The sequence below is a fragment of the Kocuria rhizophila DC2201 genome, assembly GCF_000010285.1.
GTDB classification, from domain to species: Bacteria; Actinomycetota; Actinomycetes; order Actinomycetales; family Micrococcaceae; genus Kocuria; species Kocuria rhizophila_A.
Window position 1 is genome coordinate 1,010,294 of sequence record NC_010617.1, and the last position, 14,210, is coordinate 1,024,503.

Sequence of the window (14,210 nt, forward strand, 5' to 3'; positions counted from 1 at the left end):
AAGGAGACGATCATGAAATACCTGGTGCGCTGCCGATCGACCGTGTGGTGGCTGCTCGCCGTCGCCCTGCCCGCGCGGCTGGGCGCCCGGCAGGAGGACCCCGACCGCGGGGACGTCCCCGGCTGGGTCATGCTGACGCTGATGTCCGCCGTGCTCGTCGCGGGGCTGCTGCTGATCGCCCGCCCCGCTCTGGAAGGGCTCTTCCAAGATGCGATCAACCGCGTCTCCGGCCTGTGAGGACACCCGGGGCCTGGATGCCGGCAGCGCGGTGGCGGAGTACGTCATGGTTCTGGCGCTCGCGCTCGTGCTGTTCGGGATGATCCTCCAGCTCGGCTTCACCCTGCACGTGCGCAACACGCTGATCGACGCCGCAGCGGCCGGGGCCCGGTACGCGAGCCTCGCGGACCGCACCGACGAGGACGGCGCACAGCGCACGCGGGGGATCATCACGGACACCGTGGGCACCGCCTATGCGCAGGACGTCTCGGTGACCCGCACGAGTGTGGGGAGGCTGCCCGCAGTGGAGGTTCGTGTGGTGGCACCGTTGCCGGTGGTGGCCACGCTGGGGCCGCCCGCCTCCCTGGAGGTGAGCGGGCATGCAGTGGACATGGACGCGTGAGCAGCCGGGCACTGCCGGGGTCGGGCGCTCGGGCCGCGCCGCCGCTCCCGATGACCGGGACCGGGGCAGCGCCGCCGCCGCTCCCGATGACCGGGACCGGGGCAGCGCCGCCGCCGCTCCCGATGACCGGGACCGGGGCAGCGCCGTGGTGGAGTTCATCGGCCTGGGCCTGCTGCTGCTGGTTCCGGTGATCTACCTGGTGCTGACGGTGGCGAGGGTCCAGGCGGGGTCGTTCGCCGTGGTGGCCGCCGCCGAGCAGGCCGGGCAGGCGGTCTCGGTGCTCGAAAGCCGGGAGCTCGACCGCACCGGTGTCCACGACGTCGCCGCCGTGGCGGCCCAGGACCACGGCTTCGCGCCGCAGGACCTCACCCTCAGCGTCTCGTGCTCCGACGGGTCGTGCGAGTCCGCGGGGGCGGTGGCCACCGTGCACGCGAGTCTGGGCGTGACCCTGCCCGGCATGCCCGGGTTCGTGACGGCCCGGGTGACCACGCTGACCGCCGACGTCACCGTGGTCTCGGGGCGGTACTCGTGAGCGCGGGACCCGGACCGGTGCGGGCCGCGCGGACGGGGCGAGGGCGTCGTCGTGCGGGAGATCGCTGCCCGGCCCTCCCACTGGTCCGTGTGCGGGCGGTCGCTCCGGGCACCCGGGCCCGGAGTGCGGACCCCGAGGACCCGGACGCGGGGCAGACCACCGTGGTGCTGATCGGTTTTGCGCTCGTGAGCCTGCTGCTGGTGGTCACGGTCCTGGCGATCACGAGCGTGTACGTGGGCGAACGCCAGCTGCAGTCGTTGGCGGACCGCGCCGCGGGTGCGGCGGCGGACACCTTCACCACCGTGGACCGCTCGGGCGGCGGGCCGCCCACGCCCGTGCTCACGAACGACGCCGTGGCCGGGGCCGCGGCCAGCTACCTCGGCACCGTGGGGGCGTTCCAGGACGTCAGCAGCCTGGCGGTCGGTGCGCCCACGGGCTCCACGGACGGCACCACCGCGCGGGTCACCCTCACCGCCGTGGTCCACCCGCCGGTGGTCAACGTGATCGTCCCGGCCGGGGTCCCCATCTCGGCCACGGGGGATGCGCGCGCCGTCATGCGGCGCTGAGCGCGCCGCGGACCCTGGCCGGCCCTGGAAGTCCGCCCGGAGCGCTGACGGCCCGCAACTGAGGGGAGAGATGCCCCACAGTCCGGGGCGGCACGTTGAGAAGTTGACGTGTCATCGGTAATTGAGTTTCCACGACAAGTAAAACTGTCATGACCACTGACCGCCCCGTCCTCGACCGCTCTGCCGCCCCGGGCGTCGACGCGCCGGCGCAGCCCGCCGCTGGCGCGCGTCCCGGCACGTGCGCCCCACCCCCGCCGCCTCGTGGGGTCTGCTGCTCCTGCGGGTGGTGCTGGGCGTCACCTTCGTGCTGCACGGCTGGCAGAAGGTCTCCGAGTGGGGCATGGCCGGCACCGCCGAGGGCTTCGAGGGCATGGGTGTGCCCGCGCCCGCGGTCTCGGCCGTGCTCGCCGCAGCGGTGGAGCTGCTGGGCGGGCTCGCGCTCGTCCTGGGGGTTCTCATCCGGATCGCGGGCGTGCTGCTGGCGCTGGACATGGTCGGTGCGCTGGTGCTCGTGCACGCCTCCGCCGGGTTCTTCGCGGCGGACGGGGTGTCGAGTACGTCCTGGTGCTTGCCGCCGCGGCGCTGGCCCTGGCGCTGACCGGCCCCGGCCGCTACGCGCTGGCGGGTGTGTTCCCCACCCAGGGGGCAGGGCGCTACCTCGCCTGATCCCCTGCTGACCGCAGCTCACGGCCGGAGCGACGTCGTCCCTGACGACGTCGCTCCGGCCGTTGTCGTTGCGGCGACGTCCCGAGGTTCGGCCGGGACGACCCCGGGGGAGGGGGCAGGGTGGGATCAGTGCCGACGCACGAGCCGCAGCGCGCGCAGCGTCCGGTCGGCCCACCGCAGGGGCGGCAGGAGCACCAGGATGCGCAGCGCGCGGCGGGCGCCCTGGTGTCGGACGGTGCGCCACAGCTCGCGGCGCAGTGCGGGTCCCAGGGTCTGGCGGGAACGGAGCATCGGGGATGGGTCCTCTCGGTGCGACGGTCAGTACGTGTCCGCGTCCCGGGGGAGGGTCGCGGAGGTGTCGAACGGTTCGCGGTCCGCCACGGTTCCGGAGCGGTCGACCACGGTCACGTGCCCGGAGCTGCCGCGGCGCGAACCACCCGTGATGTGGGCCCCGGAGTCCGCGACCACGTTGAGCAGTTCCACCCCGGGGCCCACGTGCACGCCGTCGAGGAGAACACTGTGGCGCACTGTTGCACCCGGCTCCACCGTGACGTTCTCGCCGACCACGCAGTGCTCCACGGTCCCGGCCACGTGCGAGCCCGGGGCCACGAGCGAGCGGGTGACGGCGGCGTCGTCCGCGATGAACGCGGGCGGCAGGGGAACCTGGCCGCTCCAGATGGGCCACGCGGGATCGTCCAGGGTGGCGCCGTCCCCGTCGAGCAGCTGCAGCTGCGCGGTCCAGTAGGACTGCACCGTGCCCAGGTCCATCCAGTACCCGGGGTGGCGGTGCTCGACCACCGTGTGGTGCTCCAGGACGTGGGGGATGAGGTCCTCGCCGTAGTCGCCCAGCTGGCCGAGCTGCTCTTGGAGGGTTTCCAGGGCGCCGAGCAGCACGTCCGTGGTGAAGAGGAACATCTCCCCGGCCACCAGGTCACCGGATGGCTCCTCAGGCTTGTAGCTGAAGTCGGTGACGTGCCCGGAACTGTCGACCTGCACCACGCTGTAGCGGGAGGCGTCCTCGTGGACCCGGGTGGTCACCATGGTCAGGTCCGCGTGCTGGGAGAGGTGGGTGTCCACCACGTCCCGGAAGTCCACCGTGTAGAGGTGGTCCGCCGAGAGCACGAGCACCAGGTCCGGGTCCGCCTCCCGGATCAGTCCGGCCTGGCGGAAGATCGAGTCCGAGTTGCCGGAGGCGAAGCCCTCGCCGTCCGCGCCCTGATAGGGCGGCAGCACGTGCAGTCCGCCGTGGGAGCGGTCCAGGTCCCAGGGGCGGCCTCCGGCCATGTAGAAGTTGAGGTCGTGGGGCAGGTACTGCTGCACCAGCCACACGTCCGTGATGTGCGAGTGCACCAGGTTGGACAGCGAGATGTCGATCAGCCGGTAGGTGCCGCCCACGGGCAGGACAGGCTTGACGGTGTGGTCGGTCAGGGCGCCCAGGCGTGATCCCTTCCCTCCCGCGAGAACCAGTGCGAGCACGGTGGGTCGTTGCATCCTCAGTGTCTCCTTACCAGGCGGGATCGCTCCCGAGCCTACCGACTCACGGGGCGCGCGGGCCATGACGTAAAGTGGTCTGCCATGGCCACCATTGACTACGCTGCAGAAATCCGTGCCCTCCGTGCCACCTACGACTCGGTGGCCGCGGTCAGCGACGCCGAGATGCTGCTGAAGGAGATCACGGAGCTCGAGCAGCAGGCGGCCGCGCCGGACCTGTGGGACAACCCGGACGAGGCCCAGAAGGTCACCTCGCAGCTGTCCCACAAGCAGTCCAAGGTGGACCGGCTGCGCAAGATCGAGAGCCGCATCGACGACCTCGAGGTCATGGTGGAGCTCGCCGAGGACGAGGACGACCAGGAGACCCGGGACGCCTCGGCCACCGAGCTCACCTCCATCCAGAAGGCGCTGTCCGAGCTGGAGATCCAGACCCTGCTGGCGGGCGAGTACGACGAGCGCGAGGCCGTGGTGACCATCCGCTCCGGTGCCGGCGGTGTGGACGCGGCGGACTTCGCGGAGATCCTCATGCGCATGTACCTGCGCTGGGCCGAGCGCCACGGCTACCCCACCAAGGTGCTGGACACCTCCTACGCGGAGGAGGCCGGGCTGAAGTCCGCCACGTTCGAGGTCAAGGCCCCGTACGCGTTCGGCACGCTGTCCGTGGAGGCGGGCACCCACCGCCTCGTGCGGATCTCCCCGTTCGACAACCAGGGCCGCCGCCAGACGTCGTTCGCCGCAGTGGAGGTCATCCCGCTCATCGAGTCGGACGACACCGTGGAGATCCCCGAGACCGAGCTGAAGGTGGACGTGTTCCGCTCGTCGGGCCCGGGTGGCCAGTCCGTGAACACCACGGACTCCGCCGTGCGCATGACTCACATCCCCACGGGCATCGTGGTGTCCATGCAGAACGAGAAGTCCCAGATCCAGAACCGCGCGGCCGCGCTGCGCGTGCTGCAGTCCCGGCTGCTGCTGCTCCGCCAGGAGGAGGCGGACGCCAAGAAGAAGGAGATGGCGGGGGACGTCAAGGCCTCGTGGGGGGACCAGATGCGCTCCTACGTGCTGAACCCGTACCAGATGGTCAAGGACCTGCGCACCAACTACGAGGAGGGCAATCCCAGCTCCGTGTTCGACGGCGGGATCGACTCCTTCATCGACGAGGGCATCCGCTGGCGCGCCGGGGCGCGCCGCGACAACGAGAACTGAGTCTGCACCGCACCGCCCGGCCCACCCACGGGGGCGCCGGGAGAGCGGGGCAGCAGTGAGGGAAGAACGGGCCGATGGCCAAGAAGAACGCTGACGACGGCCGCCAGATCGTGGCCAACAACAAGAAGGCGCGGCACGACTACGCCATCCTCGACACCTACGAGGCCGGGCTGGCGCTCATGGGCACCGAGGTGAAGTCGCTGCGCATGGGCAGGGCGTCCCTGGTGGACGCGTTCTGCCAGTTCGACAACCGCGGTGAGCTGTGGCTCGAGCACGCGCACATCCCGGAGTACCTGCAGGGCTCGTGGACGAACCACTCGGCCCGGCGCCGCCGCAAGCTGCTGCTGCACCGCGCGGAGCTGGACAAGATCGCGGGCAAGACGCGCGAGGCCGGCTACACCATCATCCCGCTGTCCCTGTACTTCGTGGACGGCAAGCGCGTGAAGGTGGAGATCGCCGTGGCGCGCGGCAAGCGCGAGTACGACAAGCGCCAGACCCTGCGCGAGAAGCAGGACAACCGCGAGGCCCAGCGCGCCATGCGCTACCGCAACATGCGCGGCTGAGCCCCGAGCGCCTCACGCGGCCGGCGCCTCCAGGCGGAGGTGTCGGCCGTTCCAGGTCCGGCGCAGCCAGCGGTCGTGCGAGGCGACGACGACGGTCCCCGGGTACTCGGGCACGGCTGCCTCCAGTTGCGTGGCCAGCACGAGGGACACGTGGTTGGTGGGCTCGTCCAGCAGCAGCACGTCCGGGGCGCGGAGCAGGGTCCACGCCAGGGACAGCCGGGCGCGCTGCCCGCCGGACAGCTCCCCGGCGCGCCGGTCGCGGCCGACGCCGCCCAGGGCGAGTCCGTCCAGCGTGGCACCCATCGTGGAGTCAACGTCCCACGCACCGGTGCGCTCCGCGGTCTCCAGCGCCGCGGCGTAGCGCTCGCTCACGGGTTCGTCGTGCGGGGCGGCGGCCAGGGCGCGGGCGGCGTCGTCGACGGTGCTGGACGCCTCGCGCACGTGCCGCACCGCAGCGTCCACGGCCTCGGTCACGGTGTCCCCGGGCGCGAACGGGGGTTGCTGGTGCAGCAGAGCCACGCGGGCGGGTGCCCCGTGGGCGGCCAGGGACCGCACCGTTCCGGCATGGGGCGGGTGCAGACCCGCCATGATGCGCAACAGGGTGCTCTTGCCGGAACCGTTCTCGCCGATCAGACCGGTGGGACGGCCCGCGGTCACGGTGAACGTGATGTCCGTGAGCACGCGACGCGTGCCGAAGGAGGCGGAGACGCCGGCCACACTCACGTGGGTGCCCGTGGCACCGGGCGTGCCGGGGGATGCGGCTCCGCGCGCGGAGGTGGACGAGGGGGTGTGGTGTGAGGTCACGAGAGTCCTGGGATGGTCGCGGTCCCCGCCGGGCAGCGGCCTCGGGTGCGGGGATTCGGGCGGGACTCATCGGGACATGGCCCCACCGTAGGGCACCGGTAGGGGCAGGGCAAGGGACGGTCCACGGGTGCTCGCTGCGCTTTGACCCGTGGACCGGGCCACACCGCACCTGGACCAGCGTCGGGGCCCGGCCGGCGCAGCGTCGTTGTGGCCGCCGCGGGCTGTTGACGCGCGCGCACGAGCGGACGTATTCTTGTATATCCACGACACGGTGCGGTTTCCCGCCCGGTGGCGTGGTGCTCATTGAAAAATGAATACGGGGATGATCGGTTTCGACGATGTGAGTTGAGACAGGGGAAGCGGGTCGAGGATGCAGAGTTATCTCGTAAACGCTCTCTGTAAAAATACAAGTGCCAAATCCAAGCGCACTGACTTCGCTCTCGCTGCGTAAGTAGCCTGAGCAGTCTGTCAGCCCAGGTTCACCTTCGACCTGGGATCTGACATCAGCTAGAAGGTCACTGCTCTGGACGTACGTCACGGACGTCCAGGGGACTTTCACGTGACTGAGTCCGGCGGCCACTCGTGTGCGAGATGGCCGGGACTGAGAAACCTGACAGCACACTGCACCCGGAGAAGCCCTGACGAAGCTGCATCGGACGGGGGTTCAATTCCCCCCATCTCCACCCTGGATGTCCAACGACATCCATGAAACGCCTCGGACCCCAGCGGTCCGGGGCGTTTTCTCGTTGCGGCTCACGAACGCCGCCGGGTCCGGTTCCCCGGGACCGCCCGGGCACGTGTGGAAGACTGAGTCCGAAACGCCTGCACCACGACCGAAAGGAAGGCGCCCCCATGAGCGAACGTCCTCACGAGAACTCGGGCTCCTCGTCGGCCTCCCGCCACGAGCAGCCGCAGTACGGCCAGTACGCCGAGAACCAGCAGCCCACCGGTGGGCAGCAGCCCGAGTACGGCCAGTACTCGCAGGGCGAGTCGGCCGCGTCCGCTCCGCACGCGGGCGGCGACGCCCGGTACAGCGACGCCTCCGCCCGCCACGACTCCGGTGCCCAGGGCGGCCACGACCGCTCCGGTCAGGGCTACGGCACGCAGGGCCACGGAACCCAGGGGTACGGCAACCAGGGCTACGGCGCTCAGGACGGCGGAACCCAGGGCTACGGCGTGCAGGGCCACAACGCCCCGGGCTACGGCTCACAGGGCTACGGCGACCAGCAGGGCTACGGCACCCAGGGTCACGGTGCTCAGAACGGCGCCGGCCAGTACGGGACCAGCGGGCGTGACGCCGCCGGGTACCCCACCTACTACCAGGACGGCTCCGGCCACCAGGCCTACAACTCCCCGTCCCCGTACGGGCAGAACATGGGGCCCGAGCCGGGCAAGGGGTTGGGCATCGCCTCGCTCGTGCTCGGTGCCGTAGGCATCCTGACCTTCTGGTTCCTGGGCCTCGGCGGGTTGCTCGGGCTCGTGGGGCTGATCCTCGGCATCGTGGCCGTGGTCAAGGTGCGCAAGGCCGGCCGCGGGTCCATGACGCTGGGCGTCGTGGGGCTCGTGCTCTCGGCCCTCGCGCTGATTGGCGGGGCCGTCGTGGCCGTCGCTACGGTGTGGCTGTTCTCCACGGCCGGGGACTGCGCGCAGTACGCGGACCAGTCGGACCAGACCGCCATGGAGCAGTGCCTCAACGAGAAGATGGGCCTGTCCACCACCGCGCCGTGACGCGCGAGCCCGCCCCGCGGGCTCCCGGACGGCCCGCACGGGCCGTTGCGCACCACCGGCGGCGTCACCGCGGCACGAGGCCCGGTTCCCGCCAGGGGAACCGGGCCTCGTGCCGTTGGGGGGTCTACGCCTCGCGCGTGCCCAGGGCGTCCAGGGCGGCGTCGTGCAGGGCCCCGTTGCTGGCCAGGGCGTTGCCGCCGAACGGGCCGTCCTGGCCCGCCAGGGACGTGAACCGCCCCCCTGCCTCGGTGACGATGGGCACCAGGGCCGCCATGTCGTAGAGGTTGAGCTCGGGTTCGCACGCGAGGTCCACCGCGCCCTCGGCCACGAGGCAGTAGGACCAGAAGTCCCCGTACGCGCGTGTGCGCCACACGCGGTCTGTGAGGTCCACGAAGCGGTCCCGGATGCCCAGCTCGCGCCACCCGGACAGGGACGAGTAGGAGAGGGAGGCGTCCTCGAGCGTGCTCACCGAGGACACCGAGATCCGCTGCGCCTGGGACAGCGAGCGGCCGGTGAAGGCCCCCGAGCCCGTGGCGGCCCACCAGCGGCGGTTCAGGGCCGGTGCGGACACCACGCCCAGCACTACCTCGCCGTCCTCCACCAGGCCGATCAGCGTGGCCCACACGGGGACACCGCGCACGTAGTTCTTGGTGCCGTCGATGGGGTCAACCACCCACTGGCGGCCGCCCGATCCCGTGGTGCCGAACTCCTCGCCGATCACGGCGTCCCGGTTGCGCACCCGCCCGAGCTGGGAGCGGATCACCTGCTCGGCCTCGCGGTCCGCGTCCGTGACGGGGGTGAGGTCCGGCTTGGTCTCCACCGTGAGGTCCTGGGACTTGAACCGCTTCATGGTCAGGCCGTCCACGGAGTCCGCGAGGATGTGGGCCAGGCGGAGGTCGTCCGTGTGGTTGCTGGGTGCGCGCATGGCTCTACGGTATCGCCTGTCCGAGCTGCTTCTCGCGGTCACCCTGCTGGGTCTCCCCGCGCGACGCCGCCAGCAGCCTGCGCAGCGAGTCGAGCCGTTCCGGGGCGGCCGGGGACGCACCGGGGCGGTGCACCCAGGCGTCCAGGGCGCAGCCGGGGGAGTCCGCGGTGTGGCGGCACCCGCGCGGGCAGTCCGCGGTGGCGGGCACCAGGTCCGTGAACGCGTCGAGCAGGTTCTCCTCGGACACGTGGGCCAGTCCGAGCGAACGGATCCCGGGCGTGTCCACCACCCACGTGCCCGGGCTCGTGCCGGGGACGGTCAAGGCCCGTGCGGAGGAGGACGTGTGGCGGCCCCGCCCGGTGACGTCGTTGACGCCGCCCGTGGCCCGCTGCGCCCCGGTCAGGGCGTTGACCAGGGTGGACTTGCCCACGCCCGAGGGCCCCAGGAACACGCTGACGTGCCCGTCCAGCAGCTCCCGCAGCCGGGTGAGCGACTCCTCCGAGACGGCCAGCGACTCCTCGTGCAGCCCGGCCCCGGGGCGCTGGCCCCGGTCCGTGGCGCGTTCGGTGGTCACGGTGGTCACGTCGAGGTCGTGGAGGTACTCCAGGAACCCGGCGGGGTCCGCGAGGTCTGCCTTGGTCATGCACACCACCGGGGTGATGCCGGCGTCCCACGCGGCCGCGAGCCCGCGGTCCACGAAGCCCGTGCGCGGCGTGGGGGAGGCGGCGGCCAGGACCAGCACGAGCCGGTCTGCGTTCGCCACGATCACACGCTCCACGGGATCGGTGTCGTCGGCGCTGCGCCGCAGCACGGTGGTGCGGGGTTCGATGCGCACGATGCGGGCCAGGGTGTCCGGGGCGCCGGAGACGTCCCCGACCACGCTCACCAGGTCACCCGGGACGATCGGCCTGCGCCGCAGCTCCTTCGCGCGCACGCACGAGACGGTCACCGCGTGGGAACTGTCCTCGTCCACCACGCACGTGTACCGGCCGCGGTCCACGGCCACCACGCGCGCCACCACGGCGTCGTCGTGGGCGGGGCGCTGCTTGGTGCGGGGGCGGGAACCGCGCTTGTTGGCGCGCACACGGACGTCGGACTCGTCCCAGGACCTGCGGGCCATCCTCTCAGCCCTCCGAGCCCACGAGCTCGGCCCACATGCGTGGGAACTCCGGCAGGGTCTTGGCGGTGGTGGCGATGTCCGCCACCTGGACGCCCGGCACCCGCAGACCCAGGATGGCACCGGCGGTGGCCATCCGGTGGTCCTGGTAGGTGTGGAACACCCCGCCGTGCAGGGCCGTGGGCTCGATCGCCAGCCCGTCCAGGGTCTCCGTGACCGCGCCCCCGAGCCCGTTGAGCTCGGTGCTCAGCGCGGCGAGCCGGTCCGTCTCGTGCCCGCGCAGGTGGGCGATGCCGCGCAGCCGCGAGGGGCCGCTGGCCAGGGCGCACAGCGCCGCCACCGTGGGGGCCAGCTCACCCGCCTCGGAGAGGTCGAGGTCCACGCCGCGCAGCTCGCGGGGCCCGGTCACGGTGAAAACGCCCTCGCGCAGCGTCACGTCCGCGCCGAAACGCGGCAGGATGTGCCGCCAGTGGTCCCCGCCCTGGGTGGTGTGCTGCGGCCAGTCGGGAATGCTCACGGTGCCGCCGGTCGCGACGGCCGCGGCGAGGAACGGCCCGGCGTTGGAGAGATCGGGTTCCACGGTGACGTCCAGCCCCGCCACGTCGCCGGGCACCACGCGCCACGAACGCTCGTCCACGCGCCGGGCGTCCACACCGGCGTCCCGCAGCACCTGCAGGGTCATCTCGACGTGCGGCAGGGACGGCACCCCGCCGGGGGCGTCGTGGCGCAGCACGAGGGGGGAGTCGAAGCGCACCGCCGCCAGCAGCAGTGCGGAGACGAACTGGGAGGAGCCGCTCGCGTCGATCGTCACGGTCCCGCCGGGCACGGACCCGGTTCCCAGGACGCGGAACGGGAGCGCGGCACGGCCCTGGTCCACCACGTGCACGCCGAGCTGGCGCAGCCCGTCGAGCACGGGACCCATGGGACGCACGCGGGCGGCGTCGTCGCCGTCGAAGTCCACCTGCCCGGTGTGCAGGGCGGCGAGCGGGGGCACGAAACGCATGACGGTGCCCGCCAGCCCGCAGTCGATGCGGACCGGGTCCGCGGCGGGGGCTGAGCGGCGGACGGGGTCGATGCGCAGGTCCGGGCCGAAGGGGCCCGGGTCCGGAAGCGGCGTGACCGCAGCGCCGAGGGTCTGCAGCGCTGCGACCATGAGTGCGCTGTCACGCGAGTGCAACGGCCTGCGCACGAGGGACGGTTCGGACGCCAGCGCCGCGAGCACCAGGTACCGGTTGGTCAGGGACTTGGACCCCGGCACCGCCACCGTCCCGCTCACGGGCGAGCCGTGGCGGAACGGGGCGGGCCAGAGGTCGTCCTGCGCGTGCGACAGGCCGTTGCGCGTCACGAGGTGGCCGCTGCTCAGAAGGACACGGCGTTCTGCACGGCCTTCTCGGCCTCGGACAGCTTCTTGCGGGTGTCCTTGCCGACCTTCGCGGCGTTCTTGCGGACGTCGTCCGCGAGGTGGCTCGCGCGCCACGCGAGGGACGGGTTGCCGGACGTGTCCACGGCCGCGATCATCACGCCACCCAGCAGGGAGACGTTCTTCAGCAGCCCGGCACGGCGGGTGGCCTTGCCCTCGGAGGTGCTGGAGTCCGCGGCGCGGTACTGGGCGTAGCCGTTGAGCGCGGTGGTGCCCAGCAGGACGGTCGAAGACAGGCGGGGCAGCTTGCTCACGGCCAGCAGGGACGCGGCGGCCACCTGGGCAGCGGCCACACCCTGCGCGACGACCGCGCGGTTGGAGGTCAGCGGGCGCAGCTGCGGGGCGGCGCTCTCGACGGCCTTCAGCACGGGATCCAGCTGCCGGGCGGTCTCGGACGAGTTGCGGAACGCGTCCACACCTCCGGCGATGAAGCCGGTGGCGAGCAGCGGGCGGGCGAGACGACGAACAATGCTCATGGTTCTCCTCCTTACGGTCCCGGCATCTCCGGGAAGGCACGCCTGCCATCCTATCGGCCCGGGGTCGCGGCACCCACGGGAATACCCGCGCGAGGACGGCGTGTTACCCCGGTGTACGCGCGCGCCGCCCCCCCGCGGCGGCGCCTCGACGGGGATGGGAAGCAGGTGACGGCTCGCGATGACGGCCCCCGCCCTAGACTGGGACACGATGAACGATCAGCGAACTCACGATTCCCACGCGGTGGAGCACCCCGAGGAGGTGCCGGTCGGCGAGGAGTCCACGCAGCAGCGGCGGGAGCGCTTCGAGCGCGACGCCATGCAGTACGTGGACCAGCTCTACGCCGCGGCCCTGCGCATGGCGCGCAACCCCTCCGACGCCGAGGACCTGGTGCAGGAGGCCTACACCAAGGCGTTCTCCGCGTTCCACCAGTACAAGCCGGGCACCAACCTGAAGGCCTGGCTGTACCGGATCCTCACGAACACCTACATCAACCTGTACCGCAAGCGGCAGCGCGAACCGCGCCAGGCCAACACGGACACCGTGGAGGACTGGCAGCTGCACCGGGCGGAGTCCCACACCTCCACCGGCCTGCGCTCCGCAGAGGTCGAGGCCCTGGACCACCTGCCGGACTCCGACGTCAAGCGGGCCCTGCAGGAGCTTCCCGAGGAGTTCCGCCTGGCGGTCTACTTCTCGGACGTGGAGGGGTTCGCGTACAAGGAGATCTCCGAGATCATGGACACGCCCATCGGCACCGTGATGTCCCGGCTGCACCGCGGCCGCAAGCTCCTGCGCGAGAAACTGGGCGACTACGCCCAGGAACGAGGATTCGACACGTCCAAGGCCGGCAGGTCGGCCAAGGGCAGAGCACCGGCGAAGGATCGAGACTGAGTCATGACTGAGAAACCGTGCCCCAACGGCTGCACCGACGAGCGCATCCAGCGCATCTACGAGTACCTGGACGGCGCCCTGACCACCGAGGACCTCGAGGAGATCCACGCGCACCTCACGGGCTGCTCCGAGTGCGAGCGCGAGTACAACCTCGAGTGCGTGATCCGCTCGGTCATGAAGCGCTCGTGCTGCGAGAGCGCTCCCGAGCAGCTCAAGCGCTCCATCCTGGCCCGCATCGACGCCCAGTGCGGGGAGCACCCTGCCGCCTGAACCCGGTCAGCCGCGATGCGCGCCTCCGGGCCCCGGCGCCGGAGGCCGGCCCCGCCGCGTGAGCCCGGGCCGCCTGCCCGGCACCGACCCCGAACATGAAGAACGCCCGCAACCGTGGTGGTTGCGGGCGTTCGGCGGTTCGTGCGCAGAACTTCAGGAGTTGGGCCGCTTGCCGCGGTTGGCCGAGTTCTTGCGACGATCCTTGCGCTTACGTCCACGCTTGCTCATGATGTGCCTCCTGTGGTGATTGGCTGGAACATCGTCCGACAGTATCTCACATCCGGGCCCCCGATCTCGCCCCGGCCCGGGCGGGCACCGCTCAGCGGGGCTCGGGCAGCTGCAGCCAGTTGTACCAGCCGCGGTGCAGCACGAGCCACGCGATGAGCCCGTAGCCGGCCTGACCGGGGTTGCCGTGGTTGGCGGCGAGGTCCTTGCGCCACTGCTCGTGGTGCTGCAGGGGGTTGAACGTGTCCACGTACACGTGGTTGCGCCGCGTGGTGACGTCCCCGTACGCGGCGGAGAGGTCCGCGATCTTCCGGTTGCGCTGCGGGTCCAGCGTGGGGGGAGGGCCCACCACGAGCACCTTCACGTTGTTCTGGGTGGCCTGGTCCACAATGTTGGCCATGTTCAGCCGGGAGCGGGCCGAGGTGATTCCGAGGTCGATGTCCAGGGCGGACGGGGCGATCACCAGGCGGTTGTCGCACGCGGGGTCGAAGCGACGCACGGCCTCGCCGAACCAGCGCTCGTTGAGGGTTTCGCTGCCCTCCCCGGGTGCCGCGAGGTTGTAGGCGTCCACGGGGACCACGTCACGGGGGGTGCGTGCCATGACACGACCGAACCAGCCCAGGGCACGAGGGTCGTCCACCCCGGCCAGCAGCTCGTCGCCCACGGCCACAATGCGGATCCTGCGTTGGTCCACTCTTCTTACATCCTTCGCTAGC

The 14,210-nt window shown here is 71.6% G+C and carries 19 protein-coding genes and 1 other RNA gene; 11 read left to right on the top strand and 9 right to left on the bottom strand.

What is annotated here, in order from left to right:
- Positions 1-12 precede the first annotated feature (12 nt).
- The 5 genes from KRH_RS04480 (at position 13) to KRH_RS04500 (ending at position 2,315) form a co-directional block, all read left to right on the top strand.
- On the top strand, positions 13-237 hold the full coding sequence (locus KRH_RS04480; RefSeq protein WP_012397995.1) for a hypothetical protein: 225 nt from the start codon (positions 13-15) through the stop codon (positions 235-237).
- Positions 209-619 (top strand): TadE/TadG family type IV pilus assembly protein, encoded by a 411-nt coding sequence (locus KRH_RS04485; protein WP_167528086.1) that lies wholly within the window; start codon positions 209-211, stop codon positions 617-619. Before KRH_RS04480 ends, KRH_RS04485 begins: the two co-directional genes overlap by 29 nt.
- Positions 597-1,151 carry a hypothetical protein gene (locus KRH_RS04490; RefSeq protein WP_012397997.1) on the top strand — a complete coding sequence of 185 codons (555 nt, stop codon included), beginning with the start codon at positions 597-599 and terminating at the stop codon, positions 1,149-1,151. Before KRH_RS04485 ends, KRH_RS04490 begins: the two co-directional genes overlap by 23 nt.
- Positions 1,152-1,240: 89 nt before the next feature.
- The gene (locus tag KRH_RS04495; RefSeq protein ID WP_012397998.1) at positions 1,241-1,717 is read left to right on the top strand and encodes a pilus assembly protein TadG-related protein; all 477 of its coding nucleotides are present in this window, start codon (positions 1,241-1,243) and stop codon (positions 1,715-1,717) included.
- Between the two features lie 238 nt (positions 1,718-1,955).
- A complete protein-coding gene (locus tag KRH_RS04500) occupies positions 1,956-2,315 on the top strand; it encodes a DoxX family protein (protein WP_012397999.1) in 360 nt (119 codons plus the stop codon).
- Between the two features lie 194 nt (positions 2,316-2,509).
- Here the strand turns inward: KRH_RS04500 and KRH_RS12395 are convergent, their stop codons facing one another.
- The gene (locus tag KRH_RS12395; RefSeq protein ID WP_012398000.1) at positions 2,510-2,674 is read right to left on the bottom strand and encodes a hypothetical protein; all 165 of its coding nucleotides are present in this window, start codon (positions 2,672-2,674) and stop codon (positions 2,510-2,512) included.
- 27 nt (positions 2,675-2,701) lie between these two features.
- Entirely contained in the window at positions 2,702-3,874 is a 1,173-nt protein-coding gene (locus KRH_RS04505; protein ID WP_012398001.1) for a glucose-1-phosphate adenylyltransferase family protein, read from the bottom strand.
- 84 nt (positions 3,875-3,958) lie between these two features.
- Here KRH_RS04505 and prfB point away from each other — a divergent pair, with 84 nt between their 5' ends.
- Positions 3,959-5,077, top strand: coding sequence for a peptide chain release factor 2 (gene prfB / locus KRH_RS04510; RefSeq protein ID WP_012398002.1), 1,119 nt, complete (start codon positions 3,959-3,961; stop codon positions 5,075-5,077).
- A gap of 74 nt (positions 5,078-5,151) precedes the next feature.
- Positions 5,152-5,640, top strand: a complete 489-nt coding sequence (gene smpB, locus KRH_RS04515) for an SsrA-binding protein SmpB (RefSeq protein WP_012398003.1) — start codon at positions 5,152-5,154, stop codon at positions 5,638-5,640.
- A gap of 12 nt (positions 5,641-5,652) precedes the next feature.
- Here the strand turns inward: smpB and KRH_RS04520 are convergent, their stop codons facing one another.
- Positions 5,653-6,444 (bottom strand): ATP-binding cassette domain-containing protein, encoded by a 792-nt coding sequence (locus KRH_RS04520; RefSeq protein ID WP_012398004.1) that lies wholly within the window; start codon positions 6,442-6,444, stop codon positions 5,653-5,655.
- 318 nt (positions 6,445-6,762) lie between these two features.
- Here KRH_RS04520 and ssrA point away from each other — a divergent pair.
- Together ssrA and KRH_RS11740 are read left to right on the top strand one after the other, a co-directional pair.
- Positions 6,763-7,130, top strand: a transfer-messenger RNA (tmRNA) gene (gene ssrA, locus KRH_RS11900).
- A gap of 166 nt (positions 7,131-7,296) precedes the next feature.
- The gene (locus KRH_RS11740) at positions 7,297-8,172 is read left to right on the top strand and encodes a hypothetical protein (RefSeq protein ID WP_012398005.1); all 876 of its coding nucleotides are present in this window, start codon (positions 7,297-7,299) and stop codon (positions 8,170-8,172) included.
- Positions 8,173-8,296: 124 nt separating this feature from the next.
- On the opposite strand, the gene hisN is transcribed toward KRH_RS11740, so the two are convergent.
- Genes hisN through KRH_RS04545 form a run of 4 tightly spaced genes read right to left on the bottom strand, consistent with a single transcriptional unit; the run spans position 8,297 to position 12,110 of the window.
- Positions 8,297-9,097 (bottom strand): histidinol-phosphatase, encoded by an 801-nt coding sequence (gene hisN / locus KRH_RS04530; RefSeq protein ID WP_012398006.1) that lies wholly within the window; start codon positions 9,095-9,097, stop codon positions 8,297-8,299.
- Positions 9,098-9,101: 4 nt separating this feature from the next.
- Positions 9,102-10,217 carry a ribosome small subunit-dependent GTPase A gene (gene rsgA / locus KRH_RS04535; RefSeq protein WP_012398007.1) on the bottom strand — a complete coding sequence of 372 codons (1,116 nt, stop codon included), beginning with the start codon at positions 10,215-10,217 and terminating at the stop codon, positions 9,102-9,104.
- 4 nt (positions 10,218-10,221) lie between these two features.
- A complete protein-coding gene (aroA, locus tag KRH_RS04540) occupies positions 10,222-11,559 on the bottom strand; it encodes a 3-phosphoshikimate 1-carboxyvinyltransferase (protein WP_012398008.1) in 1,338 nt (445 codons plus the stop codon).
- Positions 11,560-11,573: 14 nt separating this feature from the next.
- Positions 11,574-12,110, bottom strand: coding sequence for a DoxX family membrane protein (locus KRH_RS04545; RefSeq protein WP_012398009.1), 537 nt, complete (start codon positions 12,108-12,110; stop codon positions 11,574-11,576).
- Between the two features lie 208 nt (positions 12,111-12,318).
- Here KRH_RS04545 and KRH_RS04550 point away from each other — a divergent pair, with 208 nt between their 5' ends.
- Both KRH_RS04550 and rsrA read left to right on the top strand, forming a co-directional pair.
- On the top strand, positions 12,319-12,999 hold the full coding sequence (locus tag KRH_RS04550; RefSeq protein ID WP_012398010.1) for a sigma-70 family RNA polymerase sigma factor: 681 nt from the start codon (positions 12,319-12,321) through the stop codon (positions 12,997-12,999).
- A 3-nt stretch (positions 13,000-13,002) separates the two neighbouring features.
- Entirely contained in the window at positions 13,003-13,269 is a 267-nt protein-coding gene (gene rsrA / locus KRH_RS04555; protein ID WP_012398011.1) for a mycothiol system anti-sigma-R factor, read from the top strand.
- A gap of 153 nt (positions 13,270-13,422) precedes the next feature.
- On the opposite strand, the gene KRH_RS12870 is transcribed toward rsrA, so the two are convergent.
- Both KRH_RS12870 and KRH_RS04560 read right to left on the bottom strand, forming a co-directional pair.
- Positions 13,423-13,497, bottom strand: a complete 75-nt coding sequence (locus KRH_RS12870; protein ID WP_098054049.1) for a 50S ribosomal protein bL37 — start codon at positions 13,495-13,497, stop codon at positions 13,423-13,425.
- A gap of 91 nt (positions 13,498-13,588) precedes the next feature.
- Positions 13,589-14,188: a GDSL-type esterase/lipase family protein gene (locus tag KRH_RS04560; RefSeq protein WP_012398012.1), complete on the bottom strand. Its 600-nt coding sequence runs from the start codon at positions 14,186-14,188 to the stop codon at positions 13,589-13,591.
- Between the last annotated feature and the right edge of the window lie 22 nt (positions 14,189-14,210).

What these genes read in the sequence shown, in the direction of transcription:
- KRH_RS04480 (WP_012397995.1), top strand. Translation starts at nt 13, where the DNA reads ATGAAATACCTGGTGCGCTGCCGATCGACCGTGTGGTGGCTGCTCGCC.
- KRH_RS04485 (WP_167528086.1), top strand. Translation starts at nt 209, where the DNA reads ATGCGATCAACCGCGTCTCCGGCCTGTGAGGACACCCGGGGCCTGGAT.
- KRH_RS04490 (WP_012397997.1), top strand. Translation starts at nt 597, where the DNA reads ATGCAGTGGACATGGACGCGTGAGCAGCCGGGCACTGCCGGGGTCGGG.
- KRH_RS12395 (WP_012398000.1), bottom strand. Translation starts at nt 2,674, where the DNA reads ATGCTCCGTTCCCGCCAGACCCTGGGACCCGCACTGCGCCGCGAGCTG.
- KRH_RS04505 (WP_012398001.1), bottom strand. Translation starts at nt 3,874, where the DNA reads ATGCAACGACCCACCGTGCTCGCACTGGTTCTCGCGGGAGGGAAGGGA.
- prfB (WP_012398002.1), top strand. Translation starts at nt 3,959, where the DNA reads ATGGCCACCATTGACTACGCTGCAGAAATCCGTGCCCTCCGTGCCACC.
- smpB (WP_012398003.1), top strand. Translation starts at nt 5,152, where the DNA reads ATGGCCAAGAAGAACGCTGACGACGGCCGCCAGATCGTGGCCAACAAC.
- KRH_RS11740 (WP_012398005.1), top strand. Translation starts at nt 7,297, where the DNA reads ATGAGCGAACGTCCTCACGAGAACTCGGGCTCCTCGTCGGCCTCCCGC.
- hisN (WP_012398006.1), bottom strand. Translation starts at nt 9,097, where the DNA reads ATGCGCGCACCCAGCAACCACACGGACGACCTCCGCCTGGCCCACATC.
- rsgA (WP_012398007.1), bottom strand. Translation starts at nt 10,217, where the DNA reads ATGGCCCGCAGGTCCTGGGACGAGTCCGACGTCCGTGTGCGCGCCAAC.
- KRH_RS04545 (WP_012398009.1), bottom strand. Translation starts at nt 12,110, where the DNA reads ATGAGCATTGTTCGTCGTCTCGCCCGCCCGCTGCTCGCCACCGGCTTC.
- KRH_RS04550 (WP_012398010.1), top strand. Translation starts at nt 12,319, where the DNA reads ATGAACGATCAGCGAACTCACGATTCCCACGCGGTGGAGCACCCCGAG.
- rsrA (WP_012398011.1), top strand. Translation starts at nt 13,003, where the DNA reads ATGACTGAGAAACCGTGCCCCAACGGCTGCACCGACGAGCGCATCCAG.